A 21,243-nucleotide genomic window follows, 5' to 3' on the forward strand; every position below is an offset into this window, starting at 1 on the left:
TACGAACGGCGACGTACGAACGACCAAGTACGAACGGCGACGTACGAACGCCGGTCTCCGGGGCCAGAGTGTGGTCCCGGAGACCGGCGTCGTCGCGTCAGGGCGTGCCGCGCGGCCTCAGCCGATGTGCAGGCTGCCGCCGGTCGCGCCGGCGTTCAGCGTGAGGTGCGGGGCGGCGGCGAGGGCGGAGTTGGCCACGCCGGTCACCGTCGACACGGCGCCGGTGAGCGCGCTGGCGTCAGCGGCGGGCAGGCCGTCCACGGAGGCGTGGACGCCGATGCCGCCCGCGATGTTGTCGAGGTCGGTGTCGGCGATCTCGCTGGTCTCAATGCGGGGAGCGTTGCTCATGGGGTGAGCGTCCTTCTTCTCTAGCGAGCGGATGGCGGTGTGCAGCGCGGGGCGCACTGCAACGGGAGTCACTTACGTCACTCCCGTGGTGTACGGATCAAAACATGTTGACGGGAGGTCTGGGGGATCCCACACCTCACCCTCACGCTGTGTTCACACCGGACATGAAGTCGTTAAGATCTGACCTTCCGTCAGATTGAAACGTGTTCTAGTGTGCCCTCCCATGGGGATCGGAGTCACGCAGGAACAGCAGCAGTTGGCCGATGCCGTGCGCGGCTGGATCGGGCGCGCCGTACCGCCCGAGGAGGTACGGAAGCTGCTCGACGCCCCGCCCGGCGGCATCGTCGGCGGGCGGCCCGCGTACTGGGACGGGCTCGCCGGGCAAGGGCTGCTCGGGCTGCATCTGCCCGAGGGGTACGGGGGTGGGGGCGGGGGGCTCGTCGATCTCGCCGTGGTTCTTGAGGAGGCCGGGCGGGCCGCGCTTCCCGGGCCGCTGCTCGCCAGTTCCCATGCCTCCGTTGTGCTTGGACGGGACGGCGGGCAGGGTGAGTTGGTGCGTGCGCTCGCCTCCGCAGAGCGTGTCGGGGCCGTGGCCCTCGGGGTCGGGACCGTTACCGCCGTCGCAGACCCGCCCCCGGATGCGGACGGGTACGTGCTCGACGGGGTGTGCCCTCCCGTGCTGTCCGGCGGCGAGGCCGATCTCCTCGTCATCGGGGCCGAGGTCGCGGATACCGCGGGCGGCGAGGTCTGGGTTGCCGTTGATGCCCGCGCCGACTCGCTCTCCGTACGACCGCATGAGAGTGCCGATCCGACGCGGCCCACTGCCGACGTGCGACTGGAGGGTGTTCGCGTACCGCGTGCTCGGGTGCTCGATGGCATCGATGGCGCGTACGTGCGTGATCTCGCTGCCGTCCTGTACGCCGCCGAGGCCTGCGGAGGCGCCGCCTGGGCGCTGCACACGGCGGCCGAATACGCCAAGGTGCGCGAGCAGTTCGGGCGGCCGATCGGGCAGTTCCAGGCCGTCAAGCATCTGTGTGCCGACATGCTCGTGCGGGTCGAGCGGGCGTGTGCGGTGGTGTGGGATGCCGCTCGGGCTGCCGACGGGGCGGAAACGGCCGCTGTTCGTGGGCTCGTTGGCGCCCTCGGCGCCTCCCTCGCGCTCGATGCCGCGTACTCCTGCGCCAAGGACTGCATTCAGATCCTCGGTGGGATCGGATTCACCTGGGAGCACGATGCGCATCTCTACCTACGGCGGGCCGTTGTCGCCCGGCAGTTGCTCGGGGCTGGGGACGCGCACCGGCTGCGGGCCGTACGGCTTGCCGAGGAGGGGGCGCGGCGTGAGCTGCGGATCGAGTTGCCGGACGGCGCCGACACCGACGCGTACCGGAGTGCGGCTCGTGCGGCCCTTGCCTCGGCCCGGGGGCTCGATCCCGTCGCCGCCCGCCGGGCCCTCGCGCCCACCGGGTACGCCGCTCCGCATCTGCCCGAGCCGTACGGACTCGGAGCCGGGGCCGTCCAACAGCTCGTCATCCAGGAGGAGTTGAAGGCGGCCGGTCTCAAGGTCAGTGACCTTGGGATCGCCACCTGGGTCGTGCCCTCGCTCATCGCGTACGGGAGTGAGGCGCAGCGGGAGCGGTATCTGCGGCCCACGCTGCGCGGGGAACTCGCCTGGTGCCAGCTGTTCAGCGAGCCCGGCGCCGGGTCCGACCTCGCGGCCCTGCGCACCCGGGCCGAGCGTATGGCCGACGGGCGCTGGCGGATCAACGGGCAGAAGGTGTGGACGAGTTCGGCCGCTGGCGCGGACTTCGGGATTCTGCTCGCCCGTACCGATCCTGACGCGCCGAAGCACGAGGGGCTGACGTATTTCCTTGTCGACATGAAGAGTCCCGGGATCGACGTACGGCCGCTGAAGGAGATCACCGGGGACTCGCTCTTCAACGAGGTGTACTTCGACGACGTCGTGCTGCCCGGTGACGCCGCCGTCGGGGACGTCGACGACGGGTGGCGGGTCGCACGGCACACGCTCGGCAATGAACGCGTCCATATGGCCGATCAGTTGACCTTTGATACCGGTCTTGAGGCATTGATCGCGCGGGCGCGGGCCGGTGGGCTCGACGGTGCGTATCGGGCGCGGATCGGGGCCTTGGTCGCGGAGGCGCATGCGCTGGCGTGCATGGGGCTGCGTACCACCATGCGCCAGGTCGCCGGGGCCGAGCTGGGCGCCGGGGCGTCGATCCGGAAGCTCGTGCAGACGCCGTATCAGCAGAAGGTCGCCGAGCTCGCCCTTGAGCTGCTCGGGCCCGCCGGGGCCGTGCGGGAAGGGGCCGGGGAGCGGGCGCTGCACGGGTTTCTGATGTCGCGGTGTCTGACCATCGCGGGCGGTACCACCCAGGTTCAGCTCAATGTCGTGGCGGAGCGGCTGCTCGGGCTGCCGAGGGATCCCGAGCCGCGGCCGATCATCTGAGCACTTACGGAGGTCGCTATGAGGACGTACATCGTCGGTGTCGGGATGACGAGGTTCGAGAAGCCCGAGACCCGTGACTGGCAGTACTGGGACATGGCCAGGGAGGCCGGTACCAACGCCCTTGCCGATGCCGGGATTTCGTACGACCAAGTGGAGCAGGTGCCCGTCGGGTACTGCTTCCAGGCGTCGACCGCCGGGCAGCGGGCCGCGTACGAGCTGGGCCTGAGCGGCGTACCGATCTACAACGTCAACAACAACTGCGCCACCGCGGCCACGGCGCTGATGATGGCGCGGCAGTTCGTGGCCGGGGGCCTGAATGACTGTGTGCTCGCGCTCGGGTTCGAGAAGATGGCGCGGGGTGCTCTGGGGGGTGGGGCCGATGGTGGGTCGGCCCGCGGCGAAGCCGCTGATGGATTCGGCAGGACCTCGCCCGTCGCCCGGCATTACGGGATCATGGCCGCCCGGCACGGCTTCGAGATGACCCCGCCGACCGCGCAGATCTTCGGGGACGCGGCGCGTGAGCACATGGAGCGGTACGGGACCACGGAGGCGCAGCTCGCGGCCGTGGGCGCCAAGAATCACCGGCACTCGGCGCACAATCCGTACGCGCAGTTCCAGGACGTCTACTCGGTCGATGAGGTCCTTGCCGCCAAGACCATTCATCGGCCGCTGACCAAGTTGCAGTGCTCGCCGACCTCGGACGGGGCCGCGGCGGCGGTGGTGGTGTCCGAGCGGTTCGTGGAGCGGCACGGGCTCGGTGAGCGGGCCGTGGAGATCGTCGCGCAGGCCATGACGACCGACACCGAGGAGTCCTTCGCCTCCGGGTCGTGCATCGACGTGGTCGGCAAGCCGATGTCGCGGGTGGCAGCGGAACGGGTGTGGGCGGAGTCCGGGCTCGGCATCGAGGACGTGGACGTCATCGAGCTGCACGACTGCTTCTCCATCAACGAACTCCTTACGTACGAGGCGCTCGGGATGTGCCCGGACGGCGAGTCCGGGAAGCTCGTCGAGTCGGGGGCCACGACGTACGGCGGGCGCTGGGTCGTGAATCCGTCGGGCGGGCTGATTTCCAAGGGGCATCCGCTGGGCGCCACCGGGCTTGCGCAGGCCGCCGAGCTGACCTGGCAGTTGCGCGGGGAGGCGGCGGCGGAGCGGCAGGTTCCGGGCGCCGAGGTGGGACTTGCGCACAACATCGGGCTGGGTGGGGCTGCCGTGGTGACACTGCTGCGCCGCTGATAGTGACGAGGACGTCCTCCGGTTACGAGTCCTCCAGTGACGAGTACGTCCTCCAGATGTACGACTTGGGCCTAGGACTCACGGTGTACGGCCGTATCCGGCGAAACCCCGATGACCGCTGTCAGTGCTACCTGCCACTATTGCCGTCATGGCCAAAACCCCCTCCGGTGCTTACCCAGCCGCCTCTGTCCCGTCGAAGAAGAAGGCCGTGCCCGTGTGGGCGGTGCTGCTCACCGCCTGCCTCGGCCAATTCCTGGTCGTGCTCGACGTATCCGTCGTGAACACCGCGCTGCCCTCGATGCGGGCCGACCTCGGCATGAGTGCGGTCGGGTTGCAGTGGGTGGTGAACGCGTACTCGATCGCGTTCGCCGGGTTCATGCTGCTCGGTGGGCGGGCCGGGGATCTCTTCGGCCGGAAGCGGATGTTCCTGGTCGGGCTCGGGCTCTTCACGCTCGCCTCGCTGGCGGGCGGACTCGCCCAGGCGGACTGGCAGTTGGTCTTGGCGCGGGCCGTGCAGGGCCTGGGCGCCGCGGTGCTCGCGCCGTCGACGCTCACGCTGCTGACCTCGGCGGTGCCCGAGGGCGCGGCCCGGGTGCGGGCGATAGGCACCTGGTCGGCCGTGGGCGCGGGCGGCGGCGCGGCCGGCGGCCTGGTCGGCGGCGTCCTGACCGATCTGCTGTCCTGGCGCTGGGTGCTGCTCATCAACGTCCCGATCGGCGCGCTCGTGGTGCTCGCCGGTGTCGCCTGGCTCAGCGAGAGCCGTGGGGCCGAGGGGCGGCGCATCGACCTGCCGGGCGCGGTGCTCGTCACGGCGGGGCTCGCCACGGTGGCGTACGGCATTGTGCAGACGGAGATCGCGGGCTGGGCCGCACCCGCGACGCTGATACCGCTCGCCGCCGGGCTCGGGCTGCTGCTCGCCTTCCTCGCGGTGGAGGCGTACACGAAGGTGCCGCTGATGCCGCTCAAGCTGTTCCGGGTGCGCTCGGTGTCGGCGGCCAACGCCTCGATGTTCATCACCGGCGGCGCCATGTTCGCCATGTGGTTCTTCATGACGCTGTACGCGCAGAACGTGCTGGGTTACACGCCGTTGGAGGCCGGACTCGCGCTGATTCCGTCGTCCCTGACCATCGTCTTCGGCTCCAAGATCGCGCCGCGCCTGATGCCGGTGCTCGGCGCCAAGAACGTCTCGATGATCGGCATAGTCATCGCCGCGGCGGGCTTCGGCTGGCAGTCGACCATGACCGCGGACGGCGCCTACGTCACCTCGATCATGCTGCCCGGCATCGTGATGATGCTCGGCGCGGGCCTGGCCGCCACACCGCTCGCCTCCCTCGCCACGTCGGGGGCGGCGCCGGAGGACGCGGGTCTGGTCTCGGGCCTGATCAACACCTCGCGGGTGATGGGCGGCGCGCTCGGGCTCGCGGTCCTGTCGACGGTGGCGGCGTCCGTGACCGGGGGCGCCCAGGACGCGGAGGCACTGACGGCGGGGTACGCGGCGGCGTTCCGGGCGAGTGGGTTCCTCCTGCTCGCGGCGGTTGTGGTGATGCTGCTCTGGGTGCCGGGTACGGGGAAGGGCGCGCAGGTGCGGGCGCGGGCGCGGGGTGCGGCCGGGCGGGAGACGGAAGGCTCGGGTGAGTCGGGTGAGTCGGGGGACGGGGCGCCCGCTGCGAAGCCGGTGACGGCGGCCAAACCGTAGTCGGCAGCTCGCATCTGACATTGCGTCAGGAGTCTTCACAACCAACAGGGCCTGCGTTATACATGGGGCCACTGGCCTAGAACGCGTTCTAGAACCCGGGCGCGTTCCGGTACGGACGGCCGGTCTCCTACGACCTCGGTGCGGCCGACGGTGCGGACGGCCGCGCCGAGGTCTCCCAGTGAAGATCCCAGCGCACAGTGAAGATCCCAGCGCACAGCGAGGAGCAGCGTCCAGATGCCCATTGATGCCGCGAAGGCCACCGCCGCCGAACCCCGCAGCACCGATATCGCCTGGGACCACAAGGACATCCAGCTCTACCACTTGGGCCTGGGCGCGGGCGTCCCCGCGACCGACCCCGACGAGCTGCGCTACACCCTCGAGTCCAAGCTGCACGTCCTGCCCAGCTTCGCCACCGTCGCGGGCGGCGGCATGGCCGTGGCCGGGGGACTCTCGGCGCCCGGTATCGACGTCAACCTCGCGCATGTCCTGCACGGCGGCCAGAAGGTCACGGTGCACCGGCCGATCCCCGTGCGGGGCAAGGCCGTTCAGACCTCGACGATCCCGGCCGTGTACGACAAGGGCAAGGCGGCCGTGATCGTGATGCGGTCCGACGTGGCGGACGACGACGGGCCGCTGTGGACCTGCGACACCCAGATCTTCGTACGCGGTGAGGGTGGCTTCGGCGGGGAGCGTGGACCGTCGGCCCGTACCGAACTCCCGTCGCGGGAGCCGGGCCGTACGGTCGAGCGCCCCGTCCGCGAGGACCTCGCCCTGCTCTACCGGCTCAGCGGCGACTGGAACCCGCTGCACGCCGACCCCGAGTTCGCCAAGCTCGCCGGGTTCGACCGGCCGATCCTGCACGGCCTGTGCACCTACGGCATCACGCTCAAGGCCGTCGTCGACACGGTCCTTGGCGGCGATGTCTCCCGGATCCGCTCGTACACCACGCGCTTTGCCGGGGTGGTGTTCCCCGGTGAGACGTTGCGTATCCGCATGTGGGAGTCGTCCGCGGACGGCCGGGTTCAGGTTTCGGTGACGGCGGCCGATCGCGAGGACGCGCCGGTGCTCGCGGACACGGTCGTCGAGCACGCCTGACTCCCCTTCTTCGCCGAGCCCTTACGTACGTACGAGAGGAGCCGCACCGTCATGCGCGCAGCCGTACTGCACGAGATAGGCCAGGAAAAGCTCGACGTGCTCGACGACGTCGAACCGGTGGGGTTCGGCCCCGGCAGGGTGCGGATCCGGGTGCGGGCCACCGGCCTGTGCCACTCGGACCTCTCCGCGATGAGCGGGGTCCTGCCGCAGCCGGGGCCGTTCGTGCCCGGGCATGAGGGCGCGGGCGAGGTGGTGGACGTCGGCGACGGGGTCACGAGCGTCAAGCCGGGTGACCGGGTGCTGATGTGCTGGCTGCCCGCGTGTGGCGACTGTCCCGCCTGCAAGCGCGGTCAGACCCATCTCTGCCTGGCCGGGTTCATGAACGCGGGGGTGCCCAACTTCAAGCGGCCCTCCGGTGATCTCTTCGGTTTCGCGGGCACCGGTACGTTCGCCGAGGAGGTTGTGGTCGACGCCCGATGCGCGGTGCCGATCCCGGACGACGTGCCCTTCGAGATCGCCGCGCTGATCGGCTGCGGCGTGACGACCGGGCTCGGTGCGGCGGTCAACACCGCGGATGTGGCGGCCGGTTCGGCGGTCGCCGTGATCGGCTGCGGTGGGGTGGGGATCTCCGCGATCCAGGGGGCGCGGCTCAAGGGCGCGGCGCAGATCGTCGCCGTCGACCCGGTGGCGTCCCGGCGCGAGGCCGCGCTGACCTTCGGCGCCACGGAGGCGGTCGCGCCGGACGCGCTCGACGACGCGAAGCAGCGGATCACCGGGGGCGAGGGCTTCGACTACGTCTTCGAGGTGGTCGGCAAGTCGGCCACCGCGCGCACCGCGTACGAGGCGACCCGGCGCGGCGGCACGCTCTGTGTGGTCGGCGCGGGCGCCCTCGACGACTTCCTGCAGATCAATATGTTCGAGCTGTTCTTCGACGAGAAGCGGATTCTGCCGTCGATGTACGGCGGCGGGGACGTGCTGACGTCGTACGAACGGGCCATCGCCCTGTGGCGGGCGGGCCGGATCGACCTCGCGGGCCTGATCACGCACCGGGTGCGGCTCGGGGAGATCAATGAGGCGCTCGATCAGATGCGGTCGGGGGTCGCGCTGCGTACCTGCATTGAGATCTGAGCCGAGAGCCCACTTTCGCAGAAGGGACATTGATGTCACAGCCACTTGCGGGCCGCTCCGCGATCGTCACCGGCGCGGGGCGGGGCCTCGGCCGGGCCGAGGCCCTGGAGCTGGCCCGGCTCGGCGCGAGCGTCGTCGTCAATGACTTCGGGCAGCCGGGGCGGGACGGCTCGGGTGCTGCCTCGGCGGCGCCGGCCGAGGAGGTCGCGGCCGAGATCCGGGCGGCGGGCGGGCAGGCCGCCGCGCACGTCGGGGATGTCGCCGACCACGAACAGGCCCGTGCGCTGGTGCAGTTGGCGATCGAGACGTACGGAAAGCTCGACATCCTGGTCAACAACGCGGGCATTCTGCGGGACCGGATGGTCTTCTCCATGAGCGAGGAGGAGTGGGACTCGGTGATCCGGGTCCACCTCAAGGGGCACTTCAATACGACGCACTTCGCGTCGGTGCACTGGCGGGCCCGCTCCAAGGAGGCGGGCGGGCCGGTGTACGGCCGGATCGTGAACACCTCGTCGGAGGCGTTCCTGGGTGGCTCGGCGGGCCAGCCCAACTACGCGGCCGCGAAGGGCGGAATCGTCGGCCTGACCACGTCTTCGGCACTCGCCCTCGGCAAGTACGGCGTGACGGCGAACGCGATCTGCCCGCGGGCGCGGACCCGGATGACGGAGGACGTGTTCGCGGGGTTCGCCGAGCCGACGGGCGGGGAGCTCGATCCGCTGGCGCCGGAGCATGTGGCGCCGCTGGTGGGCTACTTGGCCGGGCCCGCCGCGGGGAAGGTCAACGGGCAACTGCTCGTGGTGCACGGCGGGATGGTGGCGGTCATGGAGCGGCCACGGGTGGCGGCGAAGTTCGATACGGCCAAGGAGCTGTTCTCGTACGAGGAGCTCGATGAGGTGCTCTCGCCGTACTACGAGGGGCGGCCCTCGAACGAGACGTTCGCGGCGGCGGAGGTGCTCGGGCTGAAGCGGGGCTGAGGCCGGGGGCCCTTGCCCCCAGGCCCCCGCTCCTTAAACGCCGGAGGGGCTGTTTTCAGGCCGCCTGAGCCCTCGTCGACTCCGAGTCGTCCGCAGGACGCCGGTGCCGACCCCGAGGCGTCGCCGCCTCGTTGTCGCGTGCGGCTGCCGGACCCCGGTGCTTGCCCGAGCCCGTGCCTGAACCGGTGGGCTCCGGCGTGTCCGGCTCGGTCGGTACGTTGCTGTTCTCAGCCATGGGAAACGTCACCCTGTAAGAAGATCGTAAAGGACGGCCGGGTGAGTCTAACTGGCCGTCTTCCGCCCGGTGAGAGGTGCCTGCTGGAGTGGTACGGGGCGCGGTGCCGCCGCCAGGGCAGGGCCCTTCACGGGCTCCGTTTCCGAGGGCTTCACGGGGTCCGGGGCCGGAATCCGCGCCACGCCGCACGGCACCGCCGCGGTGGCGTACGGGAGGTGGAGAACACCGTCCCGGGACCAGCGTCCGGCTCCGGCCAACCAGCCTTCGGGCGCTGCGAGATGGCGTACGCGGCGTTCGGCGGGGCGCCATAGGCCGAGCCAGGTTCCAGCCGCGCCGTCGATCCGGAACGCCACCGCGCAGCCCTCCGGGAGCAGCGGCTGACCCGGCTGTACGGCGAACGGCGTCACGGCGCAGTCCGGGAGCCGCAGGCTCTCCGGGAACCGGACGGGGAGCGTCGAGCCGAGCACGCCCCAGCCGAGCCGGTCGTGTCCCGGTGCGTCGGAGCGGACCAGGATCAGGCCGCTGTCGGGGTCGGCAAGCAGGAGCCGGTCGTTGCTGTCGGGGGTGATCTGGAGGAGTGGGCTGATCTCGCCGCCTCGTTCCAGGTCTACGGCGACCGTCTTGGTGACGGTTCTGGTGACGGCCTTCGTGGTGACGGCTTTTGTGGTGTCAGTCTTTGTGGTGACGGCCTTGGCGGTGACGGGCTTGGTGGTCGGCTCGCTCCGGGCGGACGACGGGACTTCCGACGCAGGCACCAGTTCCTGGTCCAGCGCGAGCATGCGGCCCGTCCGGTCCAGCCAGACGCCGCCGGAGCAGCGGCCGGGGAGCTGGGCGACCAGCTCGGGTCCGAAACTGCCGCCCGCGACCAGCCACAGGGACGTGCTGTCTCGCCCGACCGCGAGGGCGTACGCGCATACGCCGTCCGGTGCCGGGGCGATCAGGTGCATGCGGGCGTCGGACTCCGGGCAGTCCAGGGCGCCGAGTTGGAGTTCGCCGGTGCCGGGTCCGGTGGGGTAGAGCAGCGAGAACATGCGTCGCCCGGCCGCTTCACGGTGGATCAGGACCCGGCCGTCGGCGAGCGGGAGCAGCTCGGTGCCGGGCTCCTCCGGCTGGTCGAGCGGGAGCGGTACGGCGTACGGCTCGGGGCCGTCCAGGGTCCAGCGCTCCGGGCACCACGCCTCGCCGGAGTCGTCGGCGAGGGCGAGGCGGGCGCCGTATCCGCCGTCGGCGCTGAGGGTGAGCGCGGGGCGCAGCGCGGGATCGGCGGCGGAGGCCGAGCCGGAATCCGTATCACCGTCGAATCCGGAGTCCGTGCCACCGCCGAATCCGGAATCCGTACGACGGTCGAATCCCGAGTCCGCGTCACCGGCGCACCCGGGGCCCGTACCCCCGTCGACTTCGGATCCGGAGTCCGCACCCCTGTCGACCTCGGAGTCCGTACCGCCGCTCACGGTGGCATGGTCGCTTTCGCTTTCGCTGCTGGGGGCCATGGGCCCCGGAGCCGTCATTGTCATACCGAAAGTCACCTCCGGCCAACGAAGCTAGTTTTCGCACGAGTTGGCGTGGCACCGGCTGCCGTTCACTTCACACATAAGGGTGGCCAGGCCCCGATTCGCCTGAGATGCGTGGGGTGACTGTGCTGAGCGGGATTGCTGCGGACTGTTGGCGGAGTGGCTGGATCCGCTTATGGTTAGGCTCGCCTAAGTTCGAAGAGGGAGACTCCCATGTCCATACGCCGTCGCGGCACCGCCGCCGTCGCGCTTGCCGTCGCCGCCGCGCTCTCGCTCGCGGCCTGCTCCAGCGGAGAGGCGGGTTCCGGCTCGTCCACCGGCACAACCGGTGGGACCGGTAAGAGCGACAAGGGCGGCAAGTCCGTCGCCCAGGGCGGCGAGGACTTCGCCAAGGCCGCCGAGGACACGGCGAAGATGGGCACGGACGCCAAGTCCGGCGAGTTCCCGCGCACCATCGAGCACGCCATGGGCAAGACGGAACTCAAGGCCGAGCCCAAGAGAGTCGTGGTCCTGGATGTCGGCGAGCTGGACAACGTCGTATCCCTCGGCGTCAAGCCGGTCGGTTACGCCCCCACCGAGGGCGACGACGGCATTCCCGAGTACCTGAAGAAGGACGCGGGCAGCCCCAAGGACGTCGGCACGATCAACGCCCTCAACATGGAGGCGATCGCGGCCCTCAAGCCCGACCTGATCCTCGGCAGCGAGCTGCGCGCCGCCAAGCTGTACCCGCAGCTCTCCAAGATCGCGCCGACCGTGTTCTCCATCCGCCCGGGCTTCACCTGGAAGGAGAACTACCTCCTCAACGCCGCCGCGCTCGACAAGGAGTCCGAGGCCAAGAGCAAGCTCGCCGCGTACGAGAAGAAGGCGAAGCAGCTCGGCGAGGACCTGGCCGAGAAGGACGGCAAGAAGCCCAGCGTCACGATGCTGCGCTACATGCCGGGCATGATCCGGCTGTACGCGAAGGCCTCGTTCATCGGCACGATCCTCGAGGACGTCGGCGTCGAGCGGCCCAAGAACCAGCAGATCAACGACCTGGCCGCGGAGATCAGCCCGGAGAAGATCGACGAGGCCGACGCCGACTGGATCTTCACCGGCGTCTACGGCGACGCGAAGGAGACCGACCGCGCCAAGGCCGAGGGCAACCCGCTGTGGCAGAAGCTCGGCGCGGTCAAGGCAGGCCAGGCCAAGAACGTCCCGGACGAGACCTGGTACCTGGGCCTCGGTGTGACGGCGGCGGACAGCGTCCTGGACGACCTCCGCGGATACCTGGCCGAATAAGCCGAATAATGAGCCTGTCCGGCGATTGAGGACGAGCGCTTCAGCGCGATGCAGCGGGGTCTGGGGGCGCAGCCCCCAGAAGCGGCCACCACGGACGACGACCAGTGAACGGACAACGGAAGGCCAGGTAGCCTGATCCCGTGCCCCGTCTGTCAGAAGTAACCGCCGCCCTTGACGCCCTCTGGCCCCCGGAGCGGGCCGAGGAGTGGGACGCCGTAGGGACGGTCTGCGGAGACCCGGACGCCGAGGTCACCCGCGTCCTCTTCGCCGTCGACCCGGTCCAGGAGATCGTCGACGAGGCGATCCGGCTCGGCGCCGATCTCTTGGTCACGCACCACCCGCTGTTTCTGCGCGGTACGACGACGGTCGCGGCCGGGCACTTCAAGGGCCGGGTCGTGCACGACCTGATCAAGAACGACATCGCGCTGCACGTCGCGCACACCAACGCCGACACCGCCGACCCCGGTGTCTCGGACGCCCTCGCGGGCGCGCTCGACCTGCGCGTCGTACGCCCGCTCGTGCCGGACCCCACGGACGCGGCGGGCCGCCGGGGCCTGGGCCGGATCTGCGAGCTCGACCACCCGCTGACGGTGCGCGAGTTCGCCGCGCACGCCGCCAAGCGGCTGCCCGCCACCGCGCAGGGCATCCGCGCCGCCGGTGACCCGGACGCCCTGGTCCGCACGGTCGCGGTCAGCGGCGGCTCCGGCGACAGCCTCTTCGGCGCCGTACGCGCCGCCGGAGTGGACGCCTTCCTCACCGCCGACCTGCGCCACCACCCGGCGTCCGAGGCGACACAGGCTGCGTCTTTTTCGTCTTCTTCCCATTCGTCTTCTTCCACGGGGCCGCTCGCGCTGCTCGACGCCGCCCACTGGGCCACCGAGTGGCCCTGGTGCGAGCAGGCCGCCGCCCAGCTCGACGAGATCGCCGACCGGCACGGCTGGGGCCTGCGCGTCCATGTCTCGGCCACGGTCACCGACCCCTGGACCGCCCACGCGGCGTCCGAAAGCCCGTCCTCCACTCCCACCGATTCATCTGGAGCCCCCAACTGAACGCCGCGCCCGCCGACCAGATCCGACTTCTCGACGTCCAGGCACTCGACGTACGCCTTCAGCAGCTGGCGCACAAGCGCAAGGCCCTGCCCGAGCACGCCGAGATCGAGTCGCTGACCAAGGACCTCACGCAGCTGCGCGACCTGCTCGTCGCCGCGCAGACCGAGGAGAGCGACTGCGCCCGCGAGCAGACCAAGGCCGAGCAGGACGTGGACCAGGTGCGCCAGCGCGCTGCCCGCGACCAGCAGCGCCTGGACTCCGGCGCGATCACGTCCCCCAAGGACCTGGAGAACCTCCAGCACGAGATCGCCTCGCTCGCCAAGCGCCAGGGCGACCTCGAGGACGTCGTCCTTGAGGTGATGGAGCGCCGCGAGTCCGCGCAGGAGCGGGTCGCCGAGCTGACCGAGCGGGTCTCCTCGGTCGAGGCGAAGGTCAACGACGCGACCGCGCGCCGCGACGCCGCCTTCGAGGAGATCGACGGCGAGCGGGCCGCGGTCACCAAGGAGCGCGAGGTCGTGGCCGGTTCCGTCCCGGCCGACCTCCTGAAGCTCTACGACAAGCTGCGCGAGAAGGAGGGCGGCATCGGCGCCGCCCGCCTCTACCAGCGCCGCTGCGAGGGCTGCCGCCTCGAGCTGAACATCACCGAGCTGAACGACGTGCGGGCCGCCGCCCCGGACGCCGTCGTACGGTGCGAGAACTGCAACCGCATCCTGGTGCGTACGGCGGAGTCCGGCCTGTAATGCCGGAGGCGGGCACGGCACGGCAGTTCATCGTCGAGGCCGACGGCGGCTCCCGGGGCAACCCGGGGCCCGCGGGCTACGGCGCGGTCGTCCTCGACGGCGCGAGCGGCGAAGTGCTCGCCGAGCGGGCCGAGTACATCGGCGTCGCGACCAACAACGTCGCCGAGTACAAGGGCCTGTTGGCCGGACTGAAGGCCGCGCGCGACCTTGACCCGGAGGCCTCGGTCGCCGTCCGGATGGACTCCAAGCTGGTCGTCGAGCAGATGACCGGCCGCTGGAAGATCAAGCACCCGGACATGAAGCCCCTTGCGGCGGAGGCCGGTTCGGTCTTCCCCGCCGCGCGCGTGACGTACGAATGGATCCCGCGCGAGCGCAACAAGCACGCCGACCGGCTCGCCAACGAGGCGATGGACGCGGGGCGGCGCGGGGAGCAGTGGGCGCCGGAGCTGTCGACGGCCGAGCTCGATACGCGGGCGGCGCGGAGCGTTGCGGCGGCGCCCGAACAGCTCGAGCCCTCCGGGCCGCCCGGTGACGCGACGGCCGGTGCGGCCAAGGCGCGGGCGGCGCTTGCGGGTTCGGGCGGTTCGACTGCGGGTGCGGGTGCGGGTGCGGGTGCGGGTGCGGGTGATGGTGCGGCCGCGGGTGCTGGTGCTGGTGCGGCGGTGGGTACGGCTGCGGCTGCGGCCACCGAGCCGCCGCCCGTCGGCTGGTCCATGGCCCCGGACCTCGGCACCCCCGCCACCTTCGTCCTGCTGCGGCACGGCGAGACGGCCCTGACCCCCGAGAAGCGGTTCTCCGGCAGCGGCGGCGGCGATCCCGAACTCTCCGCCGGGGGCCGCGCCCAGGCCGAACGCGTGGCCGCCGCGCTCGCGGCCCGCGGCACCGTCCAGGACATCGTCAGCTCGCCGCTGCGCCGCTGCCGTGAGACCGCCGCGGCCGTCGCCGCCCGGCTCGGCCTCGACGTCCACATCGAACAGGACCTGCGCGAAACGGACTTCGGCGCCTGGGAGGGCCTGACCTTCGCCGAGGTACGCGAGCGCTACCCCGAGGACCTGACGGCCTGGCTGTCCTCGACCAGAGCGGCGCCGACCGGCGGCGGTGAGTCGTTCGCGCACGTGACCCGCCGCGTGTCGGCCGCGCGCGACCGGCTCGCCAAGCAGTACGCGGGCCGCACGGTCCTGCTCGTCACGCACGTCACGCCGATCAAGACGCTGGTACGTCTTGCGCTCGGCGCCCCACCGGAGTCGCTGTTCCGCATGGAACTGTCGGCGGCGTCGCTTTCGGCGATCGCGTATTTCGCGGACGGGAACGCGTCACTGCGCCTGCTCAACGACACGGGGCACTTGCGTTAGGGCCGGGCCTTACGTATCACGGAGGCGCACTGTCGTACGGGGCTCAGTAGATCGCGCTGAACGCGCTCGTCCTCAAACGCCGGACGGGCCAATTCGGCGCAGCCCTGCCGCCTCCTCGGCGAGCGTCGCCACCCGCCGCCAATCTTTCGACGCAACCGCGTCCGCGGGCAACATCCAACTGCCGCCCACGCAGCCGACGTTCTTCAGGGCGAGATACGCGGGCGCCGTCGTGGGCCCGATGCCGCCGGTCGGGCAGAAGCGGGCCTGCGGCAGTGGTCCGGCGAGGGACTTCAGGTAGGCCGTGCCGCCTGCCGCCTCGGCCGGGAAGAACTTCATCTCGGTGACGCCGCGTTCGAGCAGGGCGACCACCTCGGACGTGGTGGAGACGCCCGGAAGGAACGGCACGCCGGACCCTCGCATGGCCTCCAGGAGCCGGTCCGTCCAGCCCGGGCTGACCAGGAAGCGGGATCCGGCGGCCACCGCGTCCGCCACGTTCTGCGGCGAGATCACGGTGCCCGCGCCGACGACCGCGTCCGGCACCTCGGCGGCGATGGCCCGGATCGCGTCCAGGGCGGCCGGGGTACGCAGCGTCACCTCGATCGCGGGCAACCCTCCGGCGACCAGGGCACGGGCGAGCGGCACCGCGTCGGCCGCGTCCTCGACGACCACGACGGGGACGACGGGGGCGAGGTCCAGGACGGAAGAGGAAGTCATGGACTCATCCTGCCCGGCATGCTGCAACATGCGCAAAGCTCGTTGCGCATGTTGCAATGCGATGCAAGGAGAGACCTTGCTGCCGGCTCAGTGGATCTCCGTCACGACCACATCCAGCTGCCACGCCTTCCCCGCCTTGGCCGGAGCCTCCGCCTCCACGACGTACCCGAGATCCCGCACCACCGTCACCAGCGCGGCCGGGTCGGCGGGCGCGGCGCCGGAGACCAGCAGGTCCCGCACGATCCGCCCCTTGGTCGCCTTGTTGAAGTGACTGACGACGGACCGCTTCTCCACCCCGTCGACCATCTGTGAGTGCAGCACCCGCACCGTCGCCGTACGCCCCGCCACCTCGCCCTTCGGCCGCCAGGCGGTCGCGTACGCGGAGGAGCGCAGGTCGAGCACCAGCCCGTCGCCCGCGGCCTGCGGAAGGACGTCCGCCATGGGGCCGCGCCAGTAGGCGTTCAGGGCGCCGAGCCCCGGCAGCTTCACGCCCATCGAGCAGCGGTACGAGGGGATGCGGTCGCCGATCCGTACCGCGCCCCACAGGCCCGAGAAGACCAGGAGCGTCTCTTCGGCCCGTCGCCGGGCGGCCGGTTCGAGGGTGCCGAGGCCGAGCGCGTCGTACAGGACGCCGGTGTAGATCTCCCCGGCGGGCCGCGCGCCCGCGGTGCGCAGCTCGGCGTTCTTGGCCACCTCGCCGCGCAGGCCCTCGCTGAGCCCGAGCACCTCGCGGGCCTTGAGCTCGTCCCCGGCGCAGAGTTCCACCAGCTCGTCCAGGACCGCGGCGCGCGCCTCGGCGAGGCCCGGCAGCGACAGGGACTCCGGCTTCAGCGGAGCACCGCTACCGGAAGCGGCCTTTCCTTCGGACGGCGGCAGCAGCACGAGCACGGCGGTTCTCCTTCTGGGCAGAGCGGGGGAGGGGGTGCGGCCCCGGTGCAGGGTAACCGCTCGGGCCCCACGGCCACGGCCCCCGTGGTCCGTCCAACAGGCCGCCCCACGCCCCACGTCCTACGCTCGATCCATGCCCCGCCGCCACCTGCACACCACCGGCGCAGCCGAGGCGCCGCTGCGCACCGCCCTGCGCGCGCTGCGGGCCGAACTGCGGGTGCCCGAGGACTTCCCGCCGGAGGTGCTCGCCGAGGCGGAGCTGGTCGCGCAGCGCCCGCGGAAGGCGGTGACGGACCGGGCGTACGACGCGACGGACATCCCCTTCTTCACCATCGATCCCCCCACGTCGACCGACCTCGACCAGGCCATGTTCCTGTCCCGCCGCCCCGGTGACAGCGGCTACCAGGTCCAGTACGCCATCGCCGACGTCGCCGCCTTCGTCGAGCCCGGCGGCGCCCTCGACCGCGAGACGCACGCGCGCGTGACGACGCTCTACTTCCCGGACGAGAGGGTTCCGCTGCACCCGCCGGTGCTCTCCGAGGGCGCCGCCAGCCTGCTGCCCGACCGGACCCGCCCGGCCCTGCTCTGGACGCTCGACCTCGACGCGGAGGGCCGTACCGTCGCCACCGACGTACGCCGCGCCTTCATCCGCAGCCGCGCCAAGCTGGACTACGCGAGCGTGCAGAAGGCGATCGACTCCGGCACCGCCGAGGAGCCCCTTGACCTGCTCAAGGAGATCGGCGCGCTGCGCGAGGCCCGGGAGGTCGAGCGCGGCGGCATCTCGCTCAGCGTTCCGGAGCAGGAGATCGTCGAGGTCCCCGAAGCCTCCGAGCAGGGAGCCACCGAGCGCGGCACCTCGTACGCCCTCGAATACCGCGCCCCGCTGCCCGCCGAGGGCTGGAACGCCCAGATCTCGCTGCTCACCGGCATGGCCGCGGCCGACCTGATGCTCACCTACGGCACCGGCATCCTGCGCACCCTGCCCACCGCCCCGGACGGCGCGGTCGGCCGCCTCCGGCGCGCCGCGACGGCCCTGCACGTCGACTGGCCGCACCACGTCCCGTACGCCGAGCTGGTCCGTTCCCTCGACCCGCGCCGCCCGCGGCACGCCGCGTTCCTCGAGGAGTGCACGACCCTGCTGCGCGGCGCGGGCTACAGCGTGTTCCGGGACGGAAAGGTGCCCGAACCGCGGGTGCACGCCGCGGTCGCCGCCCCGTACACGCACTGCACCGCCCCGCTGCGCCGCCTCGCCGACCGCTACGCCGGGGAGCTGTGCCTGGCCGCGGCCGCGGGCGAGGAGCCGCCCGAGTGGGTGCTCCGGGCCCTCGACGAGCTGCCCGCGCGGATGGCGGACGGCAGTCGGCGCGGCAACACCGTCGAGCGCGAGTGCGTCGACATCGTCGAGGCGGCGCTCCTCAAGGACCGGGTCGGCGAGACCTTCGACGCGATCGTCATCGACGTACGGGAGGACGAACCGGCCGTCGGCACCGTGCACGTGGCGGACCCGGCGGTGGTCGCCCGGGTCGAGGGCGGCCCGGGCGAGCTCCCCTTGGGCGAGCGCCTGCGGGTCCGGCTCACGCAGGCCGACCCGGGCGTGGCGAAGGTCCTTTTCGCCCCGGCGTAGCGGCGGGGTCCGGGACGGGCGTCAGGGCGGTCACGAGCGCGCGCGGGTCGTCGGCGTTGAACCGCAGCACGCGCGCGTGCGCCTGCTTTCCCAGCGGTCGTACGAAGGTCACGGGCTCGGTCAGCTCTACACACACGGTCGTCTGACCGCCCACGACGACATCGAGCGCACCGTCACCGTCCAGGGCTTCCGCGTCCACGTACAGGTGCTTGCCGTGCGCCGGATAACGCCGCTCCACGCGCGCCTGCCGGATGAGCTCAGCCGGTATGCGTACGTCCAGCAGCGCACCGTACCGGACCCTCAACGAGCCGTCCGCACCCGCCACATGGGGCCGGGTCACACAGGCCGCTTGGATGCCGAGCAACTGCACGACGGTGTACACATCGAGCACCAGGACCACCAGATGGACGACCGGCCAGGGGATGAGCACGGCGAGTGCCACGGTCTCGACGACGGCCACGAAGAGCAGCCCGAAGAGCATCGCCGTCTGCGGCCCGGTGTACGCGGCCGCCCGGTCACCGTCACGGACCCCGTGCCGACGCCGCAGCGCCCAGAGCCCGAGGCTGTGGAGGGCGAGGAGTTCGTGCCGGGTGAGCCGCCGTAGTTGCACGGGCACGAGCGTGTGCACGGCTGCGCGGAGGGCCGCCCGGCGCCCGAGCCCACGGCGCCGCTCGGCGACGTACAGCCGAAGCAGCACGGCGGCCTGGAGGGCGAACACCACCCCCATGAGCAGCTCGGCGGCGCCCGCGACGAGGGCCGGCACCCGCACGCTCCCGAGGAGAAGAACGAACACGAGAAGCTCACCAGGAACGGCGCCCCACATCACCCACCGAGCAACCCGTACGACGCCGACCGCACGCGTCACGACGAACCCCCGCCCTGGCTATGGCCCTGGCCCTGGCCCTGGCCTCGGTCTCGTACCCGCTCTCCGAGCAGCCCCAGCATCTGCCGCACGGCCTCGGCCTGAGCCGGGGCGAAGTCGGCGAGCAGGGCAGCCCCGAAGCCCTCACTGAGCACGAACGTGCCCGTGCCCGTGCCCGTGCCCGCGCCCGCGTCCCCGCGGTCCGCGCCCGCACGCTCGCCCCCCTGCTCACCGAGCAGCTCGAGAAACCCCTCGGGCAACCAGGTGGCGAGGTCCGCGGCGAGAGGCCCGACCCGGGGATCACCGGGCTCGGCATCGGCGAGCTCGTCGAGCCGCGCGTACAACGCGTTGACGCGGGCCACCGCCTCGGGGTCGTCCGCCAGCGGCCGGAGTGCGGCGAAGAGCCGTTCCCGCTGCCCGGGCCCGGCCAGCGAGTCGAGCAGCGTCAGATGCTCCCGGTCCCGGGCGGCCGAGGGGGAGTGGCCGGGCCCGGCGGCCGAGCCGAAGGCGCCGAGCAGTTCGGCGAGCCCCGGCGAGACGGGCCCCTCGGCGGGCAGTTGCCCGGCCCGCGCCCGTTCGAGCAGCTGGTGCAGCCGCTCCCGCCGCATCCGCAGCTCGTCCTCCTGCCTGGCAAGATCCCCGTCCAACTCCTCAAGGACTTCGACGAGTTCGCGCCCCTGGTCATCGGCGAGCACATCGCGCACCTCGGGCAGGCCGAGCCCCAGCTCGGTCAGCCGCCGGATGCGCGCAAGGATCACGGCGTGGCGCAGCCCGTACTCGCGATATCCGTTGGGGCGTCGTCCGGGTTCGGGCAGCAGCCCGAGCTGGTGGTAGTGCCGCACGGTCCTGGGGGTGACCCCGGCCAGGGCGGCAAGCTCTCCGATCCGCATGGCCCCAGTACAAACGTTGCCGCTGCGGCAAGGTCAAGGCGCGCCGGACCCGCCTTCGCTCCAGGTAGCATGGGGTCCACGGCGGACGAGCCGGCCGGGCGGCCGCGGTGCGGGCTTCACCACCCCACCGAGGAACGTCCGGGCTCCACAGGGCAGGGTGGTGGCTAACGGCCACCCGGGGTGACCCGCGGGACAGTGCCACAGAAAGCAGACCGCCGAGAGCTCCGGCTCTCGGTAAGGGTGAAACGGTGGTGTAAGAGACCACCAGCGTCTGGGGTGACCCAGACGGCTAGGTAAACCCCACCTGGAGCAAGGTCAAGAGGAGCCTTCGGGCTCTGCGCGGATGATCGAGGGCGGCCCGCCCGAGTCCGCGGGTAGACCGCACGAGGCCCGCAGCAATGCGAGCCCTAGATGGATGGCCGCCTCCCCGGCCGCCGCAAGGCGCCCGGGAGACAGAACCCGGCGTACAGGCCGACTCGTCCGCCCCATCACCCCGACCGGCCTTCGCCGGTTTCGTATGCGACGCGACTCACGCGACTGCGGCCATACCGGGACAGAAGCCCCAGCACCGGCCCGCCGATACCGGTGCCTGTGAATTCTCTGTGGAGGTGCCGTAAGAGATGTAACGGAAATGCAGAAATGTCGTTGCTTTGCCTCGAGTTGCAGAAAGCAAATAGGGGCGAGGGCGGTTCCGGCCGGTCCAGGCCGATACCACCCTCACCCCCGGTGCCGCGCGCAGGCAAGCTCAACCGCGGCAGTCGCTGGCTTACTTGCCGAGCTCGGTGTCGAGGTTCTCGAAGGAGTCCGCGGCCTTCTCCAGGTACTGGGCCAGGCCGTCGAGACCCTCGTTGGTCTTCGACATACCCTGCTTGAACTCCTCGAAGTCCTGGCCGAACTTCTTCGAGGCCGACCGGGTGACGAAGCCGTTCTCGAGCAGGCCGTCGATGTAGGACTTCAGGTCCTGGAGCTTCTCCTCGATGCGCTCCTTCTCGCGGTTCATCTTCTTCGCGGCGGCCCGCATGTCCTCATATGTGACATTAAGGTCCTTGTTGGCCATGACGTCCCCTTCCCTCCGTTGATGACCGCGAGGTTCCCCCTCCCGGCCGGGCATACGTGTGGCGCGCACCCGGGTTCGGCACACGCCGCAAGCAGCCTAGTC

The 21,243-nt window shown here is 71.3% G+C and carries 18 protein-coding genes and 1 other RNA gene; 12 read left to right on the forward strand and 7 right to left on the reverse strand.

Going from position 1 to position 21,243, the window contains the following annotated elements; genetic code table 11:
- Positions 1-117: 117 nt before the first annotated feature.
- Complete coding sequence (locus tag ACWD10_RS33305; protein ID WP_451097399.1) at positions 118-348, reverse strand: type A2 lantipeptide; 231 nt, start codon at positions 346-348, stop codon at positions 118-120.
- A gap of 223 nt (positions 349-571) precedes the next feature.
- On the opposite strand from ACWD10_RS33305, the gene ACWD10_RS33310 reads away from it, so the two are divergent.
- The 6 genes from ACWD10_RS33310 to ACWD10_RS33335 all read left to right on the forward strand — a co-directional run bounded on the left by ACWD10_RS33310 (position 572) and on the right by ACWD10_RS33335 (position 8,941).
- Positions 572-2,812: an acyl-CoA dehydrogenase gene (locus tag ACWD10_RS33310; protein ID WP_451097400.1), complete on the forward strand. Its 2,241-nt coding sequence runs from the start codon at positions 572-574 to the stop codon at positions 2,810-2,812.
- Between the two features lie 18 nt (positions 2,813-2,830).
- On the forward strand, positions 2,831-4,048 hold the full coding sequence (locus ACWD10_RS33315) for a lipid-transfer protein (RefSeq protein WP_451097401.1): 1,218 nt from the start codon (positions 2,831-2,833) through the stop codon (positions 4,046-4,048).
- 148 nt (positions 4,049-4,196) lie between these two features.
- A complete protein-coding gene (locus ACWD10_RS33320; RefSeq protein ID WP_451097402.1) occupies positions 4,197-5,744 on the forward strand; it encodes an MFS transporter in 1,548 nt (515 codons plus the stop codon).
- 234 nt (positions 5,745-5,978) lie between these two features.
- Complete coding sequence (locus ACWD10_RS33325; protein ID WP_451097403.1) at positions 5,979-6,839, forward strand: MaoC/PaaZ C-terminal domain-containing protein; 861 nt, start codon at positions 5,979-5,981, stop codon at positions 6,837-6,839.
- A gap of 51 nt (positions 6,840-6,890) precedes the next feature.
- On the forward strand, positions 6,891-7,967 hold the full coding sequence (locus tag ACWD10_RS33330; protein WP_451097404.1) for a Zn-dependent alcohol dehydrogenase: 1,077 nt from the start codon (positions 6,891-6,893) through the stop codon (positions 7,965-7,967).
- A gap of 32 nt (positions 7,968-7,999) precedes the next feature.
- A complete protein-coding gene (locus ACWD10_RS33335) occupies positions 8,000-8,941 on the forward strand; it encodes a 3-oxoacyl-ACP reductase (protein ID WP_451097405.1) in 942 nt (313 codons plus the stop codon).
- 282 nt (positions 8,942-9,223) lie between these two features.
- Here the strand turns inward: ACWD10_RS33335 and ACWD10_RS33340 are convergent, their stop codons facing one another.
- Positions 9,224-10,684 carry a hypothetical protein gene (locus ACWD10_RS33340; RefSeq protein ID WP_451097440.1) on the reverse strand — a complete coding sequence of 487 codons (1,461 nt, stop codon included), beginning with the start codon at positions 10,682-10,684 and terminating at the stop codon, positions 9,224-9,226.
- 216 nt (positions 10,685-10,900) lie between these two features.
- Between ACWD10_RS33340 and ACWD10_RS33345 the strand changes: the two genes are divergently transcribed.
- The 4 genes from ACWD10_RS33345 to ACWD10_RS33360 all read left to right on the forward strand — a co-directional run bounded on the left by ACWD10_RS33345 (position 10,901) and on the right by ACWD10_RS33360 (position 15,106).
- Positions 10,901-11,965: an ABC transporter substrate-binding protein gene (locus ACWD10_RS33345; RefSeq protein WP_451097406.1), complete on the forward strand. Its 1,065-nt coding sequence runs from the start codon at positions 10,901-10,903 to the stop codon at positions 11,963-11,965.
- Between the two features lie 140 nt (positions 11,966-12,105).
- Positions 12,106-13,014, forward strand: a complete 909-nt coding sequence (locus tag ACWD10_RS33350) for a Nif3-like dinuclear metal center hexameric protein (RefSeq protein WP_451097407.1) — start codon at positions 12,106-12,108, stop codon at positions 13,012-13,014.
- Complete coding sequence (locus ACWD10_RS33355) at positions 13,011-13,754, forward strand: zinc ribbon domain-containing protein (RefSeq protein ID WP_451097441.1); 744 nt, start codon at positions 13,011-13,013, stop codon at positions 13,752-13,754. Before ACWD10_RS33350 ends, ACWD10_RS33355 begins: the two co-directional genes overlap by 4 nt.
- Positions 13,754-15,106, forward strand: a complete 1,353-nt coding sequence (locus tag ACWD10_RS33360) for a bifunctional RNase H/acid phosphatase (RefSeq protein ID WP_451097408.1) — start codon at positions 13,754-13,756, stop codon at positions 15,104-15,106. Before ACWD10_RS33355 ends, ACWD10_RS33360 begins: the two co-directional genes overlap by 1 nt.
- 72 nt (positions 15,107-15,178) lie before the next feature.
- Here the strand turns inward: ACWD10_RS33360 and eda are convergent, their stop codons facing one another.
- Complete coding sequence (gene eda, locus ACWD10_RS33365) at positions 15,179-15,820, reverse strand: bifunctional 4-hydroxy-2-oxoglutarate aldolase/2-dehydro-3-deoxy-phosphogluconate aldolase (protein ID WP_451097409.1); 642 nt, start codon at positions 15,818-15,820, stop codon at positions 15,179-15,181.
- Between the two features lie 87 nt (positions 15,821-15,907).
- Positions 15,908-16,708 carry a peroxide stress protein YaaA gene (yaaA, locus tag ACWD10_RS33370; protein WP_451097410.1) on the reverse strand — a complete coding sequence of 267 codons (801 nt, stop codon included), beginning with the start codon at positions 16,706-16,708 and terminating at the stop codon, positions 15,908-15,910.
- A gap of 133 nt (positions 16,709-16,841) precedes the next feature.
- Between yaaA and ACWD10_RS33375 the strand changes: the two genes are divergently transcribed.
- A complete protein-coding gene (locus ACWD10_RS33375; protein ID WP_451097411.1) occupies positions 16,842-18,332 on the forward strand; it encodes an RNB domain-containing ribonuclease in 1,491 nt (496 codons plus the stop codon).
- Here the strand turns inward: ACWD10_RS33375 and ACWD10_RS33380 are convergent.
- Together ACWD10_RS33380 and ACWD10_RS33385 are read right to left on the reverse strand one after the other, a co-directional pair.
- Positions 18,283-19,125, reverse strand: a complete 843-nt coding sequence (locus tag ACWD10_RS33380) for a hypothetical protein (protein ID WP_451097412.1) — start codon at positions 19,123-19,125, stop codon at positions 18,283-18,285. The genes ACWD10_RS33375 and ACWD10_RS33380 overlap by 50 nt on opposite strands.
- Positions 19,126-19,193: 68 nt before the next feature.
- Complete coding sequence (locus tag ACWD10_RS33385; RefSeq protein ID WP_451097413.1) at positions 19,194-20,084, reverse strand: MerR family transcriptional regulator; 891 nt, start codon at positions 20,082-20,084, stop codon at positions 19,194-19,196.
- 86 nt (positions 20,085-20,170) lie between these two features.
- Between ACWD10_RS33385 and rnpB the strand changes: the two genes are divergently transcribed.
- Positions 20,171-20,567: RNase P RNA component class A (rnpB, locus tag ACWD10_RS33390), an RNA gene on the forward strand.
- Between the two features lie 283 nt (positions 20,568-20,850).
- Here rnpB and ACWD10_RS33395 read toward each other — a convergent pair.
- Positions 20,851-21,141, reverse strand: a complete 291-nt coding sequence (locus ACWD10_RS33395; protein WP_451097414.1) for a WXG100 family type VII secretion target — start codon at positions 21,139-21,141, stop codon at positions 20,851-20,853.
- Between the last annotated feature and the right edge of the window lie 102 nt (positions 21,142-21,243).

The organism is Streptomyces sp. NPDC002851 (assembly GCF_053591935.1).